Genomic DNA, 18,150 nt, shown 5'->3' on the forward strand with positions numbered 1-18,150 from the left:
CGGTTGTGTCGTGCCCATCACAACCGTTGCGCTGCATCATTAACCGCAGCTTAATGCGAAGCGCCCGCGCTCTTGTCGCGGCCGGCATTGCGCAGACGTCCGACGACGCCGGTCGGGAAGAAGTAGACGCTGGCGATGAACAGCAGCCCGAGCCACAGCAGCCAGCGGTCGGGATGCAACAGCCCCGGCAGCAGCGGCAGGCCGGCTTCGCTCGCCGCCTTGGAGGCGACGCCCATCAGCGACTGCAGATAGTTCTGGGCGAGGATGAAGATGGTGGCGCCGATGATCGCGCCGTAGATCGTGCCCATGCCGCCGATCACCACCATCAACAGAATGTCCAGCATGATCGAGAAGCTGAGCGAGGTGTCGGGACCGGCATAGCGCAGCCACAGCGCGTTCAAAATGCCGGCGCTGGCGGCGACCAGCGCGGCGAGGCAGTTGGCGTAGGTCAGGTGGAAGACGGTGCGAAAGCCGAGCGCCTCGGCGCGAAAGCGGTTCTCGCGGATCGCCTGGAGCACGCGTCCGAACGGCGAGTTCACGACACGCAACAAAGCGAGGATCATCAGGGCCGAGACGGTGAACACCAGGTAGAAGGTGAGGATGCGGCCGTTGATCTCGAATCCGAACAGGTTCTTGGAGATCAGCACCGTGCCGGGCCGCAGCAACTCCGGCAGCTGGAAGCTGCGCCCGTCCTCGCCGCCGGTCAGCCAGGAGAGCTGCGAGGCCAGCACCTGGAAGGCGGAGGCGACCGCGAGCGTGATCATGGCAAAGAAGATCGCGGCAACCCGCAGCGAGAACAGGCCGATCGCGAGCGCGAGCAGCGCCGCGAGCGGCAGGCCGACGACGATGCCGGTCGCGACCGCGGCCCAGTTCGGGCCCATGCCGTACAGCGCGATCGCGATCGCGTAGCTGCCGATGCCATAGAACATGGTGTGGGCGAACGACACCGAGCCGGTATAGCCGAGCAGGAGGTCGTAAGAGGCGACGAGCGCGGCGAAGACGCAGATCTTGGCGGCGACGTTCAGCGCCTTGGCACCCGGGAACAGGAACGGCGTCGCCGCCAGCGCCAGGATGATGACGATGAGGAGAAGCGTGAGCACGCGGCTCTTCGGCGGATCGCCTGACAGGAGCATCATCGGCTGGTCACCGCATAGAGGCCGCGCGGCCGCCACATCAGAATGGCGACCATCAGCAGGATGTTGGAGACGAGGGCGAGTTTCGGCACCAGGAAGCCGCCGTAATTGGCCACCATCGCGACCAGGATGGCGCCGATGAAGCAGCCGCCGATCGAGCCGAGGCCACCGATGATGACGACGATGAAAATCAGGACGGTGAGGTCGTCGCTCATGGAGGCGTGGACCTGCTCGCGATAGAGCGCCCACATCACGCCGCCGAGGCCGGCGAGCGCCGATCCCGTCATGAACACGCCGAGGAACAGGCGGCGGATGCGATAGCCGAGCGCCTCGACCATCTCGCGGTTCTCGACGCCGGCGCGGATCAGCAGGCCGAGCTTGGTGCGGTTGAGCACGAGCTGGATCGCGATGAAGACGGCGAGGCCGATCAGCATCGCCAGCACGCGGTATTTGGCGATCGCGACGTCGCCGAGGATGAAGGAGCCCCGCAGCGATGTCGGCAGCGGCATCGGGATGATCTGCGGTCCCCACAGCGCATAGAGCGTCTGCTCGGCGACGATCAGGCCGCCGGTCGTCATCAGGATCTGCTTCAGATGCTGGCCATAGACGGGCAGGATCAACACGCGCTCGACGACCAGGCCGAGCGCGCCGGATACCGCCATCGACAGCAGCGCCGCCGGCGCCAGCACTGCGAGGTTCATCCACAGCGAATCCGCCTGCATCGAGGCCGCGAACGGCGCCAGCACGAGGGTTGCCACATAGGCGCCGACGGCGATGAAGGCGCCGTGGCCGAAATTGAGCACGTCCATCAGGCCGAACACCAGCGTCAGCCCCGAAGCCATGATGAAGATCATCATGCCCATGGCAAGACTCGCGGCGGTCAGCGTCAGCCAGGTGCTGGGTGACCCCACCAGAGGAATCATCGCAAGCGCCAGCGCGACCGGCAGCAGGATCGGCGCGAGATCGCGCTTCGGCTTCGGCAGCGGATCATTTGCGGCGAGTTCAGTCACTGATGCGCCTCCAGGCTCAGGCCGAGCAGCCGCTCCTGCAGCGGCACGTCGGCGGCGAGCGCCGCCATCTCGCCGCGATGGACGATGGTGCCGTTGTCCATGACCAGCACGTTGTCGCCGAGCTCGCGGGCGGCAAAGAAATTCTGTTCGACCAGCAGGATCGTCGCACCCTTGCGCTTGATCTCCTTCAGGCATTCGATCAGGGCCATGACGATCGCGGGCGCCAATCCCTTGGTCGGCTCGTCGATCAGCAGCAGCTTGCGCGGCTCGACGATGGCGCGCGCGATCGACAACATCTGCTTCTGCCCGCCCGAGAGGCTTCCCGCTCGCGACAGCCAGAACCGGCGCAGCGCGGGGAAGAAGCCGAAGATCCAGTCGAGCTGGGTATCGTCGAGCGGCCCGTCGCGCGCCGCCAGCACCAGGTTTTCCTTCACCGTGAGGTCGGAAAACACCGCCATGCTCTCCGGCACGTAGCCGACGCCGAGCCGCGCGATGTCGGGCGTGGCGCGGCTCTCGATGCGCTCGCCTGCGAGCGTGATTTCGCCGCTGGAGGCCTGCCACAGGCCCATGACGGTGCGCAGCGTCGTGGTCTTGCCGGCGCCGTTGCGGCCGAGCAGCATGGTGGTCTGGCCCTGCGGTACTGCGAGGTCGATGCCCTGGAGGATGTGGTAGCGGCCGATATGCGTGTGCACGCCGGAGAGTTTGAGCAGATCGGTCATGCCGCACTCTTTGGAGCAATGCCGAGATAGGCTTCCTGCACGATCGGCGAGGCGATCACCTCGGCCGGCGGCCCGTCGGCGACAAGTTGTCCATTGTGCAGCACGATGATGCGGTCGGCGAGCGAGCGCACCACGTCCATCTTGTGCTCGACGAGGAGGATGATCTTGCTCTTGTCCTGCTTGAGCTGCGCGATCAGGTTCAGCACGACCGGCACCTCGTCGATGCTCATGCCCGCGGTCGGCTCGTCGAACATGAACACTTTGGGTTCGAGCGCGATCATCAGCGCGACCTCGAGCTTGCGCTGGTCGCCATGCGACAGCGCAGTGGCGGCGACGCCGCGGCGATTGCCGAGTGCGACCTGGTCGAGGATGGCATCGGCGCGGGTGATCAGGTCGCGGCGGACCATCCAGGGCCGCAGCATGTCGTAATGGGTGCCGCTGGCCGCCTGCACCGCGAGGCGGACGTTCTCTTCCACGGTGAGATTCGGAAACAGGTTGGTGAGCTGAAAGGCGCGGCCGAGGCCCGCGCGGGTGCGCAGCGGCGCGGAATGCTGGGTGATGTCGGTGCCGTCGAACAGGATGCTGCCGTGTGAAGCGCGCAGCTGGCCCGAGATCAGGTTGAAATAGGTGGTCTTGCCGGCGCCGTTCGGCCCGACGATGGCGGTGAGCTCGCCGGGGCGGAACGTGCAGGTGACGTCGTTGACCGCGACATGGCCGCCGAAGCGGATGGTGAGGTCGCGCGTCTCTAGCGTCAGGGCCATCGGGATAACTCTGGAATAGGGAAGGATCCTCTCCCCGCACGGGCGGGGAGAGGGGATTCGATATCAGCGCTTGTTGCGGACCGGAACGTCCATGTCCTCGATCTTCAGCTCGCGCACCGGCTCGAGCACGGCCCAGGCGACGTTCGGATCGACCTTGACCTTGAAGTGATACATGCTCTGCAGCGCCTGATGGTCCTCTTTCCGGAACACCATCTTGCCCTTCGGCGTGTCGAACTCCAGGCCTTCCATCGCCGTGATCAGCTTCTCGGTGTCGGTCGACTTCGCCTTGGTGACGGCGGCGACGACCGACATCGCGGCGGCGAAACCGCCCGCGGTGAAGAAGTCCGGCGGCGCGTTGAAGCGCTTCTGGTGCTCGGCGACCAGCCAGTCGTTCACCGGGTTCTTCGGGATCTCGTAGTAGTAATAGGTCGCGCCTTCCATGCCGGGCAGGCCCTTGTAGGCCGCGAGCGCCGGCAGGATGTTGCCGCCGGTGGAGAGCTCGATGCCGTAGCGCTTCGGATCCATGTCCTGCAGCTTGGCCAGCGGATTGCCGGCGCCGGCCCAGATCACCCAGATCACCTTGCGGCCGGGCTTGTCCTTCAGAGCGTCGAACAGGCGCTGGCCGACCGCGGTGAAGTCGGTGGTGTTGGTCGGGGCGTATTCTTCCGCGGCGAGCGTCGCGCCGGTCTTGGCGAGTGCTTCCTTGAAGGCAGCGACGCCGTCGCGGCCGAAGGCGTAGTCCTGCGCCAGCGTCGCCACGGTGACGCCCTGCTTGCCGATCGCGACCGCGTTCGAGATAGCGTCCTGCGACGAGTTGCGCGCGGTGCGGAAGATGTAGCGATTCCACTTCTCGCCGGTAATCTGGTCCGCGACGGCGGGCTCGACGATCAGGATCTTCTTGTTCTCCTCGGCGACGGGGAGGATGGCGAGCGCCGCGGCCGACGAGGTCGTGCCGATCGCGATGTCGGCCTTGTCGTCCTGATAGGCTTCCGCGAGCGCGGCTTTCGACAGGTCGGGCTTGCCCTGGTCGTCCTTGGTGATGACGACGATCTTGCGGCCGTCGAGCATCATGGTGCCCTTGGTGGCGTATTCAAAACCCATCTGCAGGCCGGTTTCGGTCTGCTTGGCATAGGCTTCGAGCGGGCCGGTCTTGCCGTAGATCAGCGCGACCTTGAGGTCGTCGGCCTGCGCGGAGGTGTTCGCGGCCAGGCCGAGGATGGCTGCCGTGAGAATGAGCGATCGACGCACGATGATTTCCTCCTTGAATGAACTGCCTTGATCACAGCGATTTGCACAAGTGTGCATACATTGCAATTCCACCTTCCGGCGGAGCTTGCACGAGGCTCATGTGACAGTCTCTTGACGTGCGCGTGCCGGATCGTCGCAGGCCGCGATGCGTTCGTGTTAACGATCCCCTGGCTTCACATCAGCCCATGCGTTTCCTCAGGCTGCCTCAGAGCAAGCCCTGCGCCAGATCCGGAGCTTTGCGCGGGAATGCCTGAAAATGCGGCCGATCGCGCGCGAACGCCACAGGCGAGTGCCGATATGGCGGTGTCAGGAGTCCGAGACTCCGGACACATGCCGTCTCGAAAGTCAGACAGGCGGCGATCCCGACGCCAGTCCGAACTTGGCGAGCTTCTTGTAGAACGTCGCGCGCGAGATGCGCAGCATCCGCGCGGCTTCCGAGATCTGGCCGTTGCTGGCGGCGAGCGCATGTTCGAGCGTCTGCTTCTCGAACTCCGCCTCGGCTTCGGCATAGGGCACGACCGAGCCGGTCATCTGCGGCGCCGGTCCAGGGCCGGCCTCCGCGCTGACCGGCAGGATGTGAACGAAATCGTCGCCGGTCAGGCGCCCGGAATCGCTCAGGATCAGTGCGCGTTCCAGAATGTTGCGGAGCTCGCGGACGTTGCCGGGCCAGTCGTAGCGCGCGAGCGCCGACAATCCGCTCGGCGTGATCCTGGCATTGAGGAAATCGCCGGAGGCACTGATGTCCTCGATCAGCCGCGCGCAGATGTCGGGCAGGTCGTCGAGGCATTTTCTCAGAGGGGGCAGGTCGATCGAGAGCACGTTGAGGCGGTAGTAGAGATCGGCGCGGAAGGCGCCGTCGCTGACGCGCTTGCGCAAATCCACGTTGGTCGCGGCAATGACGCGCACATCGACCTTGCTGATCTTGTCCGAGCCGAGCGGCTCGATCTCGCGCTCCTGCAGCACGCGCAACAGCTTGGCCTGCAATTGCAGCGGCATCTCGCCGATCTCGTCGAGGAACAGCGTACCGCCATCGGCGATCCGGAACTTGCCCTCGCGTCCCCTGCGGTCGGCGCCGGTATAGGCGCCAGGCGCAGTGCCGAAGAATTCGGACTCGATCAGCGTTTCCGGGATCGCCGCGACATTGACGCTGACGAACGGCTTTTCCGCGCGCGAGGACGCATTGTGGATCGCCTGCGCCAGCAGCTCCTTGCCGGTGCCGGTCTCGCCGGTGAGCAGCACGGTCACGCTCTGCCGCGCCGCGCGCTTGGCGAACTCCTTGGCCTGCGCGATCGCCGCTGTCGTGCCGACGAAATCGGCAAGGGTGAAGCGCGCCGCGCGGGCGTTGGACAATTGCCGCCGCGCCAGCCGCAGATCGCTCTCGAGCTGGGTGACGCGGGCGAGCAGCGGCTTGAGGCTCTCGAGGTGGTCGTAGAGCACGAACCCGATCGCGCCGATAACGTTGCGGTCCTCGTCCTCGATCGGCATGCGCGTCACCACGAGCTGCTCGCCGCCGAGCTCCATGATGTCGAGCAGGATCGGCTCGCCGCTCTCGGCGACGTTCCGCATCAGGCTGTTCGGGATGATCTCCTCGATCGGCCGGCCGATCGCTTCGGTGGTGTGCTTGAGGCCCAGCGAGGCCAGATATTTCTCGTTGACGTAGATCACCCGTCCGCCGCGGTCGATCGCGATCGCGCCCTCGCACAGATGCTCCAGCCGCTCGAACAGCGTCACCATCGCCCGCGCGCGGACATAGGCGGGATCGCTGACGTCGGGGGAGGAGGGCATGGCGTACCTCAGGGAAGTCCGCCTGTGTATTAGCAAAAGGGCAGCAATTTCAAAGGGGGAAATGGCACGTAAGCAGCTCAGCAATTGCCGTCGTCCCGGGCTCGCGCTTTGCGCGCCCCGGGACGACGGCGGTACTCGTTGCGCCGTTGTCGCCCTACCGCCGGTACCCGCTCGCCCGCGAATAGCCCTGCCGGTTCTGCTGCGTCGGGCGGTTGGACACGCCGGGACGGGATTCGCTGGAGGCGGGGGTCGCGAGCTTGAGCTCCTCCAGGAAGATCGGCCGGGCGAAATAATAGCCTTGCGCGTAGCGGATCTTGGTTGCGGCCTGGAGATAGGCCAGCTCCTCGTAGGATTCGAGGCCTTCGGCGATCACGGTCATGCCGAGCGCTTCGCTCAGGGATTCGATCGCGCGCAAGATGCCCTGGCTGCGCGGGCGCTTATGGATGTCGGTGATGAACGAGCGGTCGATCTTGATCTCGTCGGCGGTGATGTCGGCGAGCGCCGAGAGCGAGGAATAGCCGGTGCCGAAATCGTCGATGGAGATGCCGACGCCGAGCTTGCGGAACATCGGCAGGATCTCGGTCTGGAAATGATTCTTGGCGACGAAGGCATCTTCCGTCACCTCGATCATGAAGCGCTGCGGAAAGCCGGTCTCGTCCAGCGCCCGCGCGAAACTGCGCATGAATTCGGGGTTGCCGGCCTGCTTGGCGGCGACGTTGATGCTGATGGTCGCTTCCGCGCCGAAGCTGTCGTTGATCAGGTCGATCGACTTGACGATCTCGGCGAGCACGAGATGGGTGAGCTCGTCGATCAGTCCCAATTCGCCGGCAAGGTTGATGAACGAGCCCGGCGCCTGGATCACGCCCTCGTCGTCGCGCAGGCGCACCAATGCCTCGATGCCGGTCACGGCCTGGGTGCGGATGTCGACCTTGGACTGGAACGCACAGCAGAAGCGCTTTTCGAGGATGGCGAGCCGCAGCGACTGCTCGATCTTCATCCGCGCCAGCGCCTCGCGCTCCATGCTGGCGTCGAAGAAGGCCGCCGAGCCCTTGCCGCTGTTCTTGATGCGGTACATCGCGATGTCGGCGTTCTGGCGCAGCGTCTCGAAGCTGCGGCCGTGGTCGGGATAGAGGCTGACGCCGACGGAGGTGGAGGCGAAGACCTCCGAATTGTCGATGAAGAACGGTGCGGTCAGCCGCTCCAGCGTCGCTTGCATGAATTCGGCGACTTCCTCCTGGCTCTGGATCGGGGAGAGCAGCAGCAGGAATTCGTCGCCGGAGATGCGCGACAGCATGTCGGAATCGCGCAGGTCGCGCCCGAGCCGCTTCGACAGCTCGACCAGCAGCGCATCGCCGACGGCGTGGCCGTAATAGTCGTTGATGTGCTTGAAATTGTCGACGTCGAGAAAAGCAAGCGCGAAACGCTCGCCTTTGCCGTCGCGCGCGAGCAGGCTGCCGGCGCGATGCTCGATCACGCGCCGCGAGGGCAGGCCGGTCAACTCGTCGAAATAGGCCGAGCGGAACAGCTGGTCCTCGAAATTCTTCTGTTCGGTGATGTCGGAGGACGCCGAGATCAGCAACTCGCGTCCGGCAACGCGGACGGGGCGATGGGTGGTCAGCAGCACCTGGCGTGCAGCTCCGTCCTGGAGCGCTTCCTCGGAGATGACCGCCTCGCCGGACCTCAGTGCCCGCTGGCAGGCTTCCCGGCGCGGCGTCGGATCGGGCGACGGACGGCTGCCGTCCATGCCGAGCTGGGCGGCCGCGACATCGTTAACCAGGAGAAGCTCGCCCTGCGCATCCTGCACGGTCAGACCGGCAGGCAGCATTCTAACGATTTCCTTGAGAAATCCGAGCTCGGCTTCACTCGCGCCGGAATATCTGTTGTCGTTCATAGAAGTCATGAATCTTGTTGTTTCAACGCGCCTTTGCAATGGACGCGATCTTGCGCAGTTCCCTCTTAGGTTTGGTTAAGGGGTACGGAGAAATACGGGTGTGTTTTGCGGCGATGCGACGCGCCCGACCCATCGTCATTAACGGAGCGTCAACGCGCGCAACGAAACTGCGAGCGGGGCGCGCGTCTCTTGCGCTCGTGCCGCGTCTAACCGTTCTGCGGGATGCGGCATTGCATGATGCAATGCAGGCCGGTCTTGAGATACGAGACCTCGGACTTGCCGTCGAAAGCCGACAGCGCCGACTTCAGCAGCTTGGTGCCGAAGCCGGGCTCGGAGACCTTGTCGATGCTCGGGCCCTCGGTTTCGTCCCAGGTGACGGTCAGACGGTCGCCGCTGACGGTCCACGAGACCTGCAATAATCCGCGCGGCGCGGAGAACGCGCCATATTTGCCCGCGTTGGTGGCGAGTTCGTGAAACATCAGCGACAGCGTGACCGCGAGCTTCGGCGGCAGGAACAGCCGGTCGCCGTTGAGCGTGAAGCGGACATGGCCGTAAGGTCCGAGCTCTGCGATCAGGAGATCGCGGATATCGCAGCCGCCCTTGTCGATCCGCGAGATCAGATCGTCGGTTGCAGCCAGCGACCGTAGCCGCGGATCGATCCGGGCCCAGACCTGCGGCTGGTCGTGCAGCACCTGGTGCAGCACGGCGTGCGCGGTCGACAGCTTGTTCTTCAGCCGATGCTGCAGCTCGTCGACCAGCAGCTTGCGGTATTCTTCTTCCTCGATCAGCCGTTTGGAAATCCGGCGCTGTTCCGCCAGCATCCCGCGATAATGCTCGACGCCCCAGATCGTGAGGGCGGAGACGCCCCAATAAAGGGTCAGCAAGGTGAACCTGGAGCGATCGGCAAGAGCGTCGCTGAAATTGACGACGACGCCGAGCACGCCGCCGACCAGCGCGGTGATGATGCCGATCCGCAAGCCGCCGAATGCGGCGGCAAAGAACACGGCCGGAAAGTACGGGGTGAAGTACACGTCGGGCCGCACATGCGCGAGACCCCAGCGCGCCACCGTCGCAACCAGCAGGCAGGCGACCGCGAAGCCGAGGCTCAGAGCGAGCGATGGCGCTGCCACGCCCTGCCAGCCCTTGCGGAATTCGTCGATCAGCTTCTCCATGCCCGGCCCGGTTGCGCTATGCGCGCGTAAATCGAGAAAGGAGCGGGAATGTTACGCATGTCGCATGCACAAGCAAAGCTTGCCTTGTCGCAGACCGGCAGGAATAGTGACTGTCGCGGCGCCGAGATCGATCGGCGTCCGCCATTTGACATCAAATCATTCGAAAACAGGAACATTCCATGGGTAGGTTGGATGGCAAGGTTGCGGTGATTACGGGCGCGACGAGCGGGATCGGCCTGCGTACCGCGGAAGTCTTCGTTGCCGAAGGTGCCAAAATTGTGATCGCGGGGCGGCGCATACCGGAAGGCGAGGCGCTGGCGAAGCAGCTCGGGGCCGATTGCATCTTTCGCCAGACCGACGTGACGGTCGAAGCGCAGATGCAGGCGCTGATCGCGCTCGCGGTCGAGAAGTTCGGCCGGATCGACTGCCTGTTCAACAATGCCGGCGGCCCGGCGCAGACCGGGGGCATCGAAGGCCTCGATGTCGAGCGGTTCGACGCGGCGATGGCGACCCTGGTGCGCAGCGTCATGCTCGGCATGAAGCATGCCGCGCCCGTCATGAAGAAGCAGGGGTCTGGTAGCATCATCAACAATGGCAGCATCGCAGGCCGACTCGCCGGCTTTTCCTCCTCGGTCGTCTATGGCGCGGCCAAGGCGGCGGTGATCCATCTCACCAAATGCGTGGCGATGGAGCTCGGCGAGTCCAACGTGCGCGTCAACTCGATCTCGCCCGGTGCGATCGCGACCGGCATTTTCGGCAAGGCGCTGGGGCTCGCGACCGATGCGGCGGAGGCGACGCCGGCCGTGATGCGCGAAGTCTTCAAGACCGCACAGCCGATCCCGCGCGCGGGCCTCCCTGATGACATCGCGCAGGCCGCGGTGTTTCTGGCGAGCGACGAATCCAGCTTCGTCAACGGACACGATCTCGTCGTCGACGGCGCCGTCACCGGCGGCCGCAACTGGAGCCAGCAGCAGCAGGGTTACGTCGCCATGCGCAAGGCGTTCGATCAGGGGGCGTAGCGGATAGGCGGCGGTGCCGTAGGGTGGGCAAAGCGAAGCGTGCCCACCAATTCTTTCCATCGCGGCAAATCGAGGGCACGGCGCTACGCGCCTTTGCCCACCCTACGAGAGCGGCGCCTAAACCGCCTTCACCCGCACCCTCAAGCCATCCCGCGGCTTCGGGATCGGCCACATCTGCCAGTCCGGCTTGTAGCCCGGCTCCAGCGATACTTCGAGGTTCTGCAAGAAGTGCCGGGCAAAACACTTCGCCTGCATGTAGGCGAAGTGCAGGCCGAGACACATATGCGCGCCGCCGCCGAACGGCACCCAGGCGAAGCGATGTCGGTTGCGCTGGGCTTCCTCGGTGAAGCGCAATGGATCGAAGCGATCCGGCTCCGGCCAGATGTCCTTCATGTGGTGGGTGTAGAGCGGATTGACGCCGACGGCGGTGCCGGCCGGAATCGTAAAGCCCTTGAAGGTGAAATCGCGCATCGCGCGGCGCGGCATCGACGGCACCGGCGGCTTGATCCGCAGGGCCTCCTTGAACGCCATCTCCGACAGCGGCATTTTTTCGAGGTCGTCGAAGCTGCTCGGCGAACCCGGTGCGAGCCCCAGCGCAAGAACCTCCGCGCGCAATCTATCCTGCCAGTCCGGATTGGCGGCGAGCTCGCCGATGAAGGAGGTCAGCGACGAGGTCAGCGTGTCGTGCGCCGCCATCATCAGGAAGCTCATATGGTCGATGATGTCCTGCTCGGAGAGCAGGGCGCCATCCTCGTGGGTGGCGCGGCAGAGCTGCGAGAACAGATCGTCGCCGCCGTGATTGCCGCGGCGGAGCGGGATCTGCTCGCGGAAATAGGCGACGATGCGTTTGCGTCCCTTCACGCCAGCCGCCATCTGCGTGCCCGGCAGCGGCCGGCGGATCGGGGCGACGGCGGCCGCGACCATGTCGACAAACGCGCGGTTGATCTCGTCGACCTCCGGCCCGATATCGGCGCCGAGGAACGACGCCGCCGCGAGGTCGAGCGTGAGCTGCTTCATCGCCGGATAGAGCTTCATCTCGCCGGGCTTCGCCTTCCACTGCGCGACGCGCGCGGCGATGCCGTGGTCGAGATCGCTCAGGTACGACTTCATCGGCCCCGACTTGAACGCGACCGACAGCGCCTTGCGATGCAGCCGGTGCTCGTCGAAATCGAGCAGCATCAGGCCGCGCGGAAACAACAGGCCCAGCACCTTGTTCCAGCCATGCGTCGAGGAGAACAGCTTTTGCTGGTCGAACAGCACGAGCTCGTTGGCCTCGGGGCCGAGCAGCACGACATTGGTCTCGCCGAAAATATGGGTGCGGTAGACCGGGCCGTATTTGGCGCCGTTCGCCTCGATATGTCCCTTGGGGTCGGCGAGCACCTGAAAGGTCTTGCCGATGATCGGCCAGCCCTCGTCGCCGGGGATGTGCGTCAGCTCGTTGCGCCTGGGTGCGGTGAACGGAAGCGCAGGGGCGACATTCTGCATCGACATGACGATTGCTCCGGTTGACCGACCGAACAGGCGCGCGAACACAGATGACTACGACCCGCGCCAGCTGACCGGGGTCAGCATAGCACAGGCCGGTATGTCTTTCTTGTGAACGTCGTTACAGGCGTAGTTCCGACGGGCCTACCGCTTCGCCGCTTCCTTCTGCAAATCCGGGGCGTTGACGGCGGGAATGGCGACGCGGCCGGCGCCGGTCACCTTCAAGGCCTCTGCAGCCTTTTCGTTCTCCATGATCTTCGCCATCACGGCCTGCCCGGCGCGTTCGAAGATCGCGCGGTTCTCAATCACGAACTTTTGCGACTTCCGCAATCCGTCGATATAGCCGTTGATCTCCGGCACGACGTAGCGCGCCACCAGGTCCCAGCTTCGGCGGGTATTTTCGGGATTGGCCCAATCGTGCACGAAGCCGATCACGGCGCCGACGCCGCCCGACACCTGCATCACGTTCTTGATCATCTTGACGAGGTCGTCGGGCGTGCCGATCACGGAGGCCGCACCGTCGACGAAAGCGGTCTTGTCCACGGCCTCGTCGGGCGAGGCGAACGCGGTCAGGCCCGGCCGCTGCAGCGTGCCGACATTATATTCGTTGTGCCAGCGCATCAGGCCGGCGCCGGCTTCGCGGCGGGCCTGCTCGCGGGTCTCGGCGAGGTGCCAGGTCAGCAGCACGCGCCAGTTCGCCCGATCCACCTTGGTGCCGTGCTTCTTGGCGGCGTCCTCGGCGAACTGCCATTGCTGTTGCAGGGACATCAACCCTTGCGTCGTCATCGAGCCCAGCGAGATGATGCCGATGCCGTATTTGCCGGCGAGCGTCATGCCCGACGGCGAGATCTGCGAGGCCACCACGAACGGCATCTCCTCCTGCAAGGGCAGGATCTGGAGTGCGGCGTCGTTCATGGTGAACCAGTCGCTCTTCGCGGTGACGCGTTCGCCGTTGAACAGGCGGCGGATCACGCCGATGGCCTCGTCCTGGCGGTCGCGCTGCGTCATCGGGTCGATGCCGAGCGTGTGCGCGTCCGACGCCAGCGCGCCGGGGCCGGAGCCGAAGATGGCGCGGCCGCCGGTCATGTGGTCGAGCTGCACCATGCGCTGGGCGACGTTGAAGGGATGATGATAGGGCAGCGACACCACGCCGGTGCCGAGCTTGATCCGCTTGGTGCGCTCGCCGGCCGCGGCCAGAAACATCTCGGGCGAGGCGATCATCTCCCAGCCGGAGGAATGATGCTCGCCGCACCAGAACTCGTCATAGCCGAGCGCGTCGAGCTGCTCGACCAGGTCGAGATCGCGCCGGAACTGGAGCATCGGATGCTCCCCGATCGGGTGATGCGGGGCAAGGAAGGCTCCGAACTTCAGGCGCGCCATGGCGTTCTCTCCGGCTGAATTTTCTGTTTGTTGAGGCGATGAGGCTACGTGCTGGCGATAGCGAAGGCAATCGCGCGGTGTCCCGCGCGGCGGAATGCAGGCATGCGCAGCGAAGACCACTCTCTTCTCTTTCTCCCCATTCTTGCGTGCAGAGGCTTCCACACCGTCATGGCCGGGCTTGTCCCGGCCATCCACGACCTTTGCGGCGCTACGAAGAACGTGGATGCCCGGGACAAGCCCGGGCATGACGAGAAGAGGGCGAGGAGAAGATTACCGCGTCATCCTGTTCCACGCATCCAGCCCGGCGATCTTGTACGCCTCAGCCAGCGTCGGATAGTTGAACGTGTTCTGGATGAAATAGTCGATGGTGCCTTTGAGGTTCAGTACGGCCTGGCCGATATGGATCAGCTCGGTGGCGCCTTCGCCGAGGATGTGCACGCCGAGCAACCGGCGCGTCTTGGTCGAGAAGATCATCTTCATCATGCCGCTGTTCAGCCCCATGATGTGGCCGCGCGAGGTCTCGCGGAAGCGTGCGATGCCGACCTCGTAGGGAATGCCGCGCGTGCGCACCTCTTCTTCGGTGAGTCCCGTCGTCGATATTTCCGGCACCGAATAGATGCCGTAGGGGAAGAACTCCGGCGGCGCGAGCGGCTCCATGCCGAGCGCGTGGCAGGCGGCGACGCGTCCCTGCTCCATCGAGGTGGAAGCAAGGCTCGGAAAGCCGATCACGTCACCGGCGGCGTAGATGTGCGGCACGCTGGTCTGCAAGGTCACGGGATCGACCGAGATGCGGCCGCGATGGTCGACGACGATGCCGGCCGCCTCTAAGTTTAGCCGGTCGGTCGCGCCGACGCGCCCCGCCGCGAACAGCAGCATTTCCGTGGTGACGTGCCGCCCGTCCGACAAATGCGTGACGATGCCACCCTGCGCAGTCTTCTCGATCGAGTTGACCTTGGCGCCGAGCCGCAGCGCGACATTGCGGTCGCGCAGCTCGTGCACGAACTCGTCGATCAATTCCTTGTCGATGAAATCGAGGAAGGTCGGCCGCGGTTCGATCAGGGTCACGGGCACGTCGAGCGCGCTGAAGATGGTGGCGTATTCGACGCCGATCACGCCGGCACCGATCACAGCCAGGCTGCGCGGCAGCTTTGGCAGCTCGATGATCTCGTCGCTGTCGAGCACGGTGGTGCCGTCGAATGGCACGTAGTCGGGGCGAAACGGGCGCGTGCCGCAGGCGATCAGGATGAAGGCGGCCGACACCACCTTTACCTCGCCAATTGAGCTCGTGATCTCGACCTCGTGCGGTGAGACCAGCCGCGCCTCGCCATTGGCGGTGCGCACCAGATTGCGGCTGAACTGATGCTCGAGTACCTCGACCTCATGGTCGAGCGTCTTCTGAAGGCGGATCATCAGGTCGCTCGCCGCGATGTCCTGCTTCACCTTGTAGGAGCGGCCGTAAAAGCCGCGCTCGCGCCAGCCGGAGAGATTGAGCACGGTCTCGCGCAGGGTCTTTGAAGGAATCGTCCCGGTATGGACCGAGACGCCGCCGACCCGTCGGCCCTTCTCCACCACCAGCACGGCCTTGCCGAGCTTGGCACATTGCACCGCAGCCCGGCGCCCCGACGGGCCCGAGCCGATCACCACCATGTCGTAGTCGTACATCCGGAAAACTTCCGAGCCCGCAAAACCAGCGGGAATTGCCATGCAGCAATCGGGCCAAAGCGGCAAGTCCTACCTCGGAGGTAATCGCGCCGATGACGCCGATCTGCGAGTTTTGCGCGCAAATAAATCGCCGAAGGCTCGCGCGAAAATGCATCAAACCGTCACAAAACAAGTCGATTCGTCGCGCCGCTGGGGCGTGCTGGCGATCGTCGTCGCTGCTCAATTCATGTTCGGCGTCGACGCCTTCATCGTGAACGTCGCCATTCCGACCATCGCGGTCGATCTGCATGCGACGCCGGCGCAGATCGAGTCCGTCATCGCGATCTATCTGATCGCCTACGCCACGCTGGTCGTCACCGGCGGCCGCCTCGGCGACATCCACGGCACGAAGAATGTCTTCCTGGCCGGCGTGCTCGGCTTCACGGCGACCTCGCTGTGGTGCGGGTTGGCGCAATCGGGCGCGGAGCTGATCATCGCGCGGCTGGCGCAGGGCGCGACTGCCGCGCTGATGGTGCCGCAGGTGCTGGCGACGCTGCATCTGCTCTTCACCGACGAACAGCGCAGCCGCGCTTTCGCCATCTACGGCATCGTGCTCGGGCTTGCGGGCGCCGCGGGCTTCCTGCTCGGTGGTCTCCTGGTCACGATCGACCTCGCCGGTACCGGCTGGCGCTCGGTGTTCTTCGTCAACGTGCCCTGCGGCCTCGTCATTGCGGCCGCCGCCTGGCGCATCATGCCGTCGGTGCCGCGCCGGGCCGGCACGCGGCTCGATATCAAAGGGAGCGTGGTGCTGTTCGCGGGGCTGTTGTGCCTGATCGGACCGCTGCTGTTCGGTCACGATGTCGGCTGGGCGCCGTGGCTATGGGCCGTGATGGCAAGCGGCGGCGTGATCCTTGTCGCCTTCCTGAAGCTCGAGCATGCGGTGGCGCGCGCCGGCGGCATGCCGCTGATCGATCTGACGCTGCTGTCCGACGCAGCCTTCCTGCGTGGGCTCGGCGCGGCGTTCTTTTTCTTCGTCGCCAATCTCTCGTTCTATCTCGTCATGACGCTGTTCATGCAGCGCGGCCTGAAGATCCCGCCGCTCGCAGCCGGCATGGCCTTCATTCCGCTCGCGCTGGCTTTCGTGGTCGCGTCGCGTCACAGCGGCGCACGGGCGCGCCATCGCGGGACCAAGGTGTTGATCGAAGGCTGCATGTTGCAGATCGCGGGCCTCGCCGCACTCGCGCTGGTCACGGGCTATATCGATGCGCCGGCGCCGATCCTGCTCGCACTCGTCATGATCATCTTCGGCTACGGCCAGGGGCTGGTGATGGCGCCGCTATCCGGTGCGGTGCTCTCGACGGTGAAGCCTGTCGCCGCAGGCTCCGCGTCCGGCATGTACGGCACGACAGCGCAGATCGGAAATGCGGCCGGAGTGGCCGCAATCGGCGCGGCGTTCTTCGCGGTTGAAGCGTTGCAATCGGCGCGCGCAGGCTTCTTTGTTTCGCTCGCCGCGTTTGCGGCGTTAATCACGATCTGCGCCGCATTTCTGGCGTGGATGCGCCGCGTCTCTGCACGAAGTTGAGGCATTGCGGTTAATTCATGCGTATTCCTGCGGATTTTTGCGTGATTTCGGGTGATAGACAGCACACGGGCTTTTTATTTTGCACCGCAGCAACTATTTGGTTTGGGTGAACGTTGAACGTCGCCTGCCAGGAGTTGCCGTGTCGCTTGCCAAAAATCTCGCTCTCTTGAGACATCTGCCAAAGGTGGATGGTCTGCGCCTTGCCGAATTCGGCCGGAGCGCGGACGTATCCAGCCCGTTGGAAGAAGTCATCGGCTTCGGCGACAATCCCGGAAACCTGCGCATGTTCGCGTTCGTGCCGACGCAGCTTCAGAAGCCGCGCGCGCTCGTCGTCGTGCTGCATGGCTGCGGCCAGACTGCCGCTGCTTACGATCTCGGCGCGGGATGGGCGACGCTCGCGAGGCATTACGGCTTCGCGCTGGTGATGCCCGAGCAGCAGCGCGTCAACAATGGCAACACCTGCTTCAACTGGTTCAATCCGGAAGACACTGCGCGGGACGGCGGCGAGGCGCGGTCGATCCGCGAGATGATCGCGCATATGGCCGAAGCGCACCGCATCGATCCCAGGCGCGTCTTCATCACCGGTCTCTCCGCCGGCGGCGGCATGACGTCGGTGATGCTCGCGACCTATCCGGAAGTCTTCGCGGCCGGCGCGGTGATCGCCGGGTTGCCCTATGGCATCGCCTCGAACCTGCGCGAGGCGCTGGACGGCATGTTTCATTCGCCGGCGCGGCCGGAGCGCGAACTCGGCGATTTCGTGCGGCGCGCCTCGAACCATCGCGGGCCCTGGCCGAAAATCTCAGTGTGGCACGGCAGCGCCGACCGCACCGTCAATCCCGGCAACGCCAGCGAGATCGTCAAGCAGTGGCTCGATTTGCACGATCTGCCGGCCGTGCCGATGGCGGAGACCATTGTCGACGGCTATCCGCGCCAGGCCTGGTGGAACAAGGACGGCGAAACGCTGGTCGAGTCCTACGCCATCACCGACATGGCCCACGGCACGCCGCTCGGCCTCGCCGATAATGATCAGCGTTACGGCATCGAAGGCGCGTTCCTGATCGAGGCCGGTATCTCCTCGTCGTACCACATCGCAAAGTTCTTCGGCCTCACCGGCTGGATTCCGGACGCGGCCGGGAAGAAGGCCGGGCCTGGGACGTCGAAGCCGGCGCTTTCACCCGCGCCGCATCTCGCCCGCTCGATCCGCGCCGCCGTCGCCGAAGAGCCGGCCGAGCCGAAGCGCGAGGCGGCGCGCGGCTTCGATCTCGGCCAGATCATCACGCGCGCACTGACCGCCGCGGGATTGATGAAGTAGTTCGTCGCTCGA

Annotated in this window: 14 protein-coding genes; 3 read left to right on the plus strand and 11 right to left on the minus strand. The window is 65.0% G+C overall.

Annotation, left to right across the window (positions count from 1 at the left end; all coding sequences use genetic code 11):
• Nucleotides 1–50: 50 nt before the first annotated feature.
• From AB7535_RS37570 to AB7535_RS37605, 8 genes are all read right to left on the minus strand, one after another.
• On the minus strand, nt 51–1,136 hold the full coding sequence (locus AB7535_RS37570; protein WP_354113290.1) for a branched-chain amino acid ABC transporter permease: 1,086 nt from the start codon (nt 1,134–1,136) through the stop codon (nt 51–53).
• Nucleotides 1,133–2,143, minus strand: coding sequence for a branched-chain amino acid ABC transporter permease (locus AB7535_RS37575; RefSeq protein WP_212489077.1), 1,011 nt, complete (start codon nt 2,141–2,143; stop codon nt 1,133–1,135). Before AB7535_RS37575 ends, AB7535_RS37570 begins: the two co-directional genes overlap by 4 nt.
• Nucleotides 2,140–2,862, minus strand: coding sequence for an ABC transporter ATP-binding protein (locus AB7535_RS37580; RefSeq protein ID WP_212095247.1), 723 nt, complete (start codon nt 2,860–2,862; stop codon nt 2,140–2,142). The genes AB7535_RS37575 and AB7535_RS37580 overlap by 4 nt, the downstream gene beginning before the upstream one ends.
• The gene (locus AB7535_RS37585) at nt 2,859–3,623 is read right to left on the minus strand and encodes an ABC transporter ATP-binding protein (RefSeq protein ID WP_354113291.1); all 765 of its coding nucleotides are present in this window, start codon (nt 3,621–3,623) and stop codon (nt 2,859–2,861) included. Before AB7535_RS37585 ends, AB7535_RS37580 begins: the two co-directional genes overlap by 4 nt.
• A 63-nt stretch (nt 3,624–3,686) precedes the next feature.
• Nucleotides 3,687–4,871, minus strand: a complete 1,185-nt coding sequence (locus AB7535_RS37590) for a substrate-binding domain-containing protein (protein ID WP_354113292.1) — start codon at nt 4,869–4,871, stop codon at nt 3,687–3,689.
• Between the two features lie 345 nt (nt 4,872–5,216).
• Nucleotides 5,217–6,656 carry a sigma-54 interaction domain-containing protein gene (locus AB7535_RS37595; RefSeq protein ID WP_354113293.1) on the minus strand — a complete coding sequence of 480 codons (1,440 nt, stop codon included), beginning with the start codon at nt 6,654–6,656 and terminating at the stop codon, nt 5,217–5,219.
• Nucleotides 6,657–6,810: 154 nt separating this feature from the next.
• Complete coding sequence (locus tag AB7535_RS37600; RefSeq protein ID WP_283017875.1) at nt 6,811–8,547, minus strand: putative bifunctional diguanylate cyclase/phosphodiesterase; 1,737 nt, start codon at nt 8,545–8,547, stop codon at nt 6,811–6,813.
• Nucleotides 8,548–8,753: 206 nt separating this feature from the next.
• Nucleotides 8,754–9,719: a sensor histidine kinase gene (locus AB7535_RS37605; RefSeq protein ID WP_085404077.1), complete on the minus strand. Its 966-nt coding sequence runs from the start codon at nt 9,717–9,719 to the stop codon at nt 8,754–8,756.
• A gap of 179 nt (nt 9,720–9,898) precedes the next feature.
• On the opposite strand from AB7535_RS37605, the gene AB7535_RS37610 reads away from it, so the two are divergent.
• The gene (locus tag AB7535_RS37610; RefSeq protein WP_283017874.1) at nt 9,899–10,738 is read left to right on the plus strand and encodes an SDR family NAD(P)-dependent oxidoreductase; all 840 of its coding nucleotides are present in this window, start codon (nt 9,899–9,901) and stop codon (nt 10,736–10,738) included.
• 117 nt (nt 10,739–10,855) lie between these two features.
• Here the strand turns inward: AB7535_RS37610 and AB7535_RS37615 are convergent, their stop codons facing one another.
• From AB7535_RS37615 to sthA, 3 genes are all read right to left on the minus strand, one after another.
• Nucleotides 10,856–12,229 carry a cytochrome P450 gene (locus AB7535_RS37615; protein WP_085404075.1) on the minus strand — a complete coding sequence of 458 codons (1,374 nt, stop codon included), beginning with the start codon at nt 12,227–12,229 and terminating at the stop codon, nt 10,856–10,858.
• Nucleotides 12,230–12,367: 138 nt separating this feature from the next.
• A complete protein-coding gene (locus AB7535_RS37620) occupies nt 12,368–13,603 on the minus strand; it encodes an LLM class flavin-dependent oxidoreductase (RefSeq protein WP_014491084.1) in 1,236 nt (411 codons plus the stop codon).
• 270 nt (nt 13,604–13,873) lie between these two features.
• Complete coding sequence (gene sthA, locus AB7535_RS37625) at nt 13,874–15,265, minus strand: Si-specific NAD(P)(+) transhydrogenase (protein WP_071908996.1); 1,392 nt, start codon at nt 15,263–15,265, stop codon at nt 13,874–13,876.
• A gap of 148 nt (nt 15,266–15,413) precedes the next feature.
• On the opposite strand from sthA, the gene AB7535_RS37630 reads away from it, so the two are divergent.
• Nucleotides 15,414–16,826: an MFS transporter gene (locus AB7535_RS37630; protein ID WP_439037545.1), complete on the plus strand. Its 1,413-nt coding sequence runs from the start codon at nt 15,414–15,416 to the stop codon at nt 16,824–16,826.
• Nucleotides 16,827–16,965: 139 nt separating this feature from the next.
• The gene (locus AB7535_RS37635; protein ID WP_283017871.1) at nt 16,966–18,138 is read left to right on the plus strand and encodes an extracellular catalytic domain type 1 short-chain-length polyhydroxyalkanoate depolymerase; all 1,173 of its coding nucleotides are present in this window, start codon (nt 16,966–16,968) and stop codon (nt 18,136–18,138) included.
• Nucleotides 18,139–18,150 lie beyond the last annotated feature (12 nt).

Source organism: Bradyrhizobium sp. 956_D2_N1_4 (genome assembly GCF_052076025.1).
GTDB lineage: Bacteria > Pseudomonadota > Alphaproteobacteria > Rhizobiales > Xanthobacteraceae > Bradyrhizobium > Bradyrhizobium barranii.